5 protein-coding genes are annotated in these 3,817 nt (G+C 41.8%); 4 read left to right on the plus strand and 1 reads right to left on the minus strand.

The annotated features are described in order from the left end of the window. On the plus strand, window positions 1–488 hold a 488-nt coding region (locus tag NTV63_04985), incomplete at its 5' end, for a hypothetical protein (GenBank protein MCX6710272.1). Between the two features lie 27 nt (window positions 489–515). On the opposite strand, the gene NTV63_04990 is transcribed toward NTV63_04985, so the two are convergent. Continuing rightward, complete coding sequence (locus NTV63_04990; protein MCX6710273.1) at window positions 516–1,178, minus strand: hypothetical protein; 663 nt, start codon at window positions 1,176–1,178, stop codon at window positions 516–518. 137 nt (window positions 1,179–1,315) lie between these two features. On the opposite strand from NTV63_04990, the gene NTV63_04995 reads away from it, so the two are divergent. From NTV63_04995 to NTV63_05005, 3 genes are all read left to right on the plus strand, one after another. Then, a complete protein-coding gene (locus NTV63_04995; GenBank protein MCX6710274.1) occupies window positions 1,316–2,296 on the plus strand; it encodes a MoxR family ATPase in 981 nt (326 codons plus the stop codon). 40 nt (window positions 2,297–2,336) lie between these two features. After that, entirely contained in the window at window positions 2,337–3,221 is an 885-nt protein-coding gene (locus tag NTV63_05000) for a DUF58 domain-containing protein (GenBank protein MCX6710275.1), read from the plus strand. Beyond that, on the plus strand, window positions 3,222–3,817 hold a 596-nt coding region (locus tag NTV63_05005), incomplete at its 3' end, for a VWA domain-containing protein (protein ID MCX6710276.1).

Consider the following 3,817-nt stretch of genomic DNA (forward strand, 5'->3'; position numbering starts at 1 on the left):
ATGAGATAACAGAGCTTGCCAAAAATGAGGAGATTAAGACAAGCGTCATAATAGAGTCATATGAGACATACGGAAATTATGAGATTGTTGTGAGCGCAAATGTTGAGAACCCCAGACTCTCTGAATCCAACAAAATTTTTGTGAATTCAATAGAGCTCGGCTCAGAAGGCCCAACTGTAGTCAATACCAAGATAAAATACACCAGGGACCTTCTTTCAGAGAATTCAGCATGCCTTGAACTCAATGAATTCCTTGCCGAGGCGCAGAAGGCAATAGAATCATCGGATTATGCCCAGGCGTCAAAAATCCTTGATTCAACAATAAGGACCTGCAAATACCTGATAACAGAGAAGAAGAGGCTTTATGAGAAGCCCACAAGGTTCTCAGTTTCATTTGGGAGAAACGCAATAATAATTGCAGGCATAGTTGGAGCTGCTCTTGTTATGAGCATAATCATTTATTTCTACACAAGAAAAAGATTCTATTGATTGATGAAAATTTTATTATGCTCTTCCTCAACCTTCGCTGCAGGAAGAAACAAATTTCTGGTAAAATTCAATTATCGGGGAATGAACCTTTTTTTTGTTCTCTGGAGAAAGCTTTTCATAATCCGCGCTTATCCTCTTATAATCTTCTGCAGCGCCCCTGCAGTCATTTGATTCAACAGCCCTATGAGCCGAAAGCAGGAGGTTGTAGATTTCCTCTCCAAGGGCAGCCTGAACCCTGCCGTCATATTTTACCGCCTTATCCCTTCTGATGCCAAACCTTATATGAAAAAAAGGCATTTTTTCCTTTTTCTCATCTTTTAAAACACTCTTTTCAAGAAGGAGCAGCGCTTCCCGGAATGAGCGGGACATTGAAACAAGCTTTTCATCTGAGGGAGCAACCCCGCTGAATTCAAGAAGGGATATCCCTGAAATGAAGCTCAAAAGTCTGCTCTTCAATTCTTCTTCTATCTTCTTGCGGGAAAGCTCCTCTGAAAGCTCATCATAGGTGAACTTGTAGCGGAGAGAAAAAAAGCCTGAAAAGAACTTTTTAACTATGTGAGAAAATTGGATGATGTTGTCTTCAGGATGATGCTTTGAAAGATTCTTTTCAAGAACATCAAGCTTGTGAAAGGCATTCCCGATTATGTTGCCCCCTACAGAAGCCCGGCTTAATCTTATCCTTCTTATCATAAAAGCACTCTCTTTTTCATCTGGCAACAGCCGATGGCATTTCCCAAGTGATATTTTTTATATAAATGTATCGAGCAAGAGTTACTCTTCGGGAGTGGAGCAATAAAAATTTATATGCTGTAAAGTAAGAAGTTGCTATGCCAGAGTTAAAAACAGTTATTTCGCGCGATAGAGCGACAATTAATTTGGTCAGGGAAGAAATCTCAAAAATTATTGTAGGACAGGAAAAGGTAATAGACGGATTTTTAAGGGCGGTTATTGCAAACGGGCATGTTCTCATAGAGGGCGTTCCGGGGCTGGCAAAAACCTTAATGATAAGAGCGCTCGCAAAGTCAGTGGGCTGTGATTTCTCAAGGATACAGTTTACACCAGACCTTCTCCCCACAGATATAATAGGGCTTACTGCATATGACAAGCAGAAGGGCTTCTATGTTGTAAAGGGCCCCATATTCAGCAATCTTGTCCTCGCTGATGAGATAAACAGGGCGCCGCCAAAAGTGCAGTCTGCGCTTCTTGAGTGCATGCAGGAGAAGCAGGCGACAATAGGGAATGAGACATTTCCAATGAAGCTTCCATTTTTTGTGCTTGCAACCCAGAACCCGATTGAAAACCTCGGAACATATCCCCTTCCTGAAGCACAGATGGACAGATTCCTGTTCAAACTGAATATTGGATATCCAACTGTTGATGAGGAGTCAATGATACTCAAAAAGAACATAACCCTGCAGAAATTTGAGGAATACCCCCTCAAGGCAGTTCTCTCTCCAGACAAGGTAATAAAAATCCAGGATGATGCGAAGAAAATATATGCTGACAAGAAAATAGAGAATTACATTGTAAGCATTGTCGATGCAACAAGGCACCCTGACAAATACAAAATTCAGACAGGAAAATACATTGAGTGGGGAGCATCTCCAAGGGCATCCATCGGAATTTTTATCGCCGCAAAGGTGCAGGCGCTTCTTGCAGGAAAGACATTTGTAATACCCCAGTATGTAAAGGATGTTGCGCATGATGTGCTCAGGCACAGGATTATAATAAACTATGAGGGGCAGGCAGAAGGAATAAATTCTGACAAGATAATCTCTGAAATTCTTGAGAAAATAGACATACCATAAAGATTCTGCATGCCATTAATCAAACTGCCAAGGCAATAAAATGTATGAATTAAAACTCAATTTCAAGCCTCTTCTTAAGCAGTTGGAGATTTACACAAAAAGAGAAGCGCATGGAGCCCTTTCAGGAAGCTATCTTTCAAAGATTAAAGGGAGAGGACTTGAGTTTGACTCATTCAGGGAATACAATCCGAATGATGACGCCTCAAGAATAGACTGGAAGGCAAGCATTCGGGCGCAGCACACCCTTGTAAGAGATTTCAGAGAAGAGCGAAATGTGGAAGTTGTATTTATCCTGGATGTGAGCTCAAGCATGTGCTACGGCTCAATTGACAAATCCAAGGCGGAGTATGCTGCAGAGCTTGTTGCAGCACTGTCATTTGCAATACTCCGCGCAGGCGATTCAATAGGGCTAATCATGTTCAGCAGCAAGGTGGTTAAGGAGATACCTTCAATGAGCGGACTCCAGCAATACTACAATATTCTTAAGACGCTGGGCAATCCCACTCTTTACGAGGGCGGATTTGATTTTGAGAATGTGATAATGCACGCAATGGGAAAACTCAAAAAGGGCGCGGTAATAATATTCATATCAGATTTCATAGGATTGAAGCCCGGCTGGGAAACTTCCATTAGAACTGCAATGAAAAAATTTGATGTAATCGCATTAATGATAAGAGATCCGCTGGACAATGAGCTTCCCTCTGGTATAGGAAGAGTTGCAATCTCAGACCCATTCACAGAAAACAACGTGCTTTTTGACTCTGATAAGATAAAAGAGAAATATTCGGGGATAAACCGCGATTTTATAAAGTCAGTCAATAACTCATTCATGAACAGCGGCGGCGGCTTTATCATGCTTTCAACAGAAAAGCCGTTCACGAATGACATAACAAGATTTTTCATACGAAGGCAGAGGGTGAAGTAAATGGAAATAGTTTTTTCAAATCCCCAGAACCTCTGGCTTCTTCTGACTGTGCCAATATTGATACTTACGCACTTCATTGTCCTTAACTTTCTCAAGAGGAGGGCATTCAGGTTTGCCAATTTTGATGTTATAAGAAGGATTGTCGGCCCTGAAGGAAACAGGAAAAATTCGCAGTTTCTCTCTGAAAATTTTGTGCTTCTCATTTTGAGGATACTCGCAGTAAGCTTTCTTGTGCTTGCAGCAGCAGGAGCGACTTTATGGTATCAGGGAAGGGGCTCAAAATTCAGCTACGTAATTGCAGTAGATGCATCCTCAAGCATGCTTGCAGATGATATGCAGCCAAACAGGCTTGAAGCTGCAAAAAAGGCAGCAGGGGATTTTGTCGGAATGCTTTCCCTTGCAAAAGTGGGGGTTATTGATTTTTCAGGGGTTAGCTTCGTAAGGCAACCGATAACAGACGACCTTTCGCTTTCAAGGAATGCAATTGCAAACATAGGAATAGAGGATGTGGGCGGAACAGCAATAGGCGATTCAATAATAACAGCAACAAACCTCCTTTCGCAGGAGGACAATGCCAGGGTTGTAATACTCATTAC

This window comes from Candidatus Woesearchaeota archaeon, from assembly GCA_026394965.1.
Lineage (GTDB): Archaea > Nanobdellota > Nanobdellia > Woesearchaeales > 0-14-0-80-44-23 > JAPLZQ01.

Coding starts and splice junctions, on each gene's coding strand:
- NTV63_04990 (MCX6710273.1), bottom strand. CDS start 1,178: ATGATAAGAAGGATAAGATTAAGCCGGGCTTCTGTAGGGGGCAACATA.
- NTV63_04995 (MCX6710274.1), top strand. CDS start 1,316: ATGCCAGAGTTAAAAACAGTTATTTCGCGCGATAGAGCGACAATTAAT.
- NTV63_05000 (MCX6710275.1), top strand. CDS start 2,337: ATGTATGAATTAAAACTCAATTTCAAGCCTCTTCTTAAGCAGTTGGAG.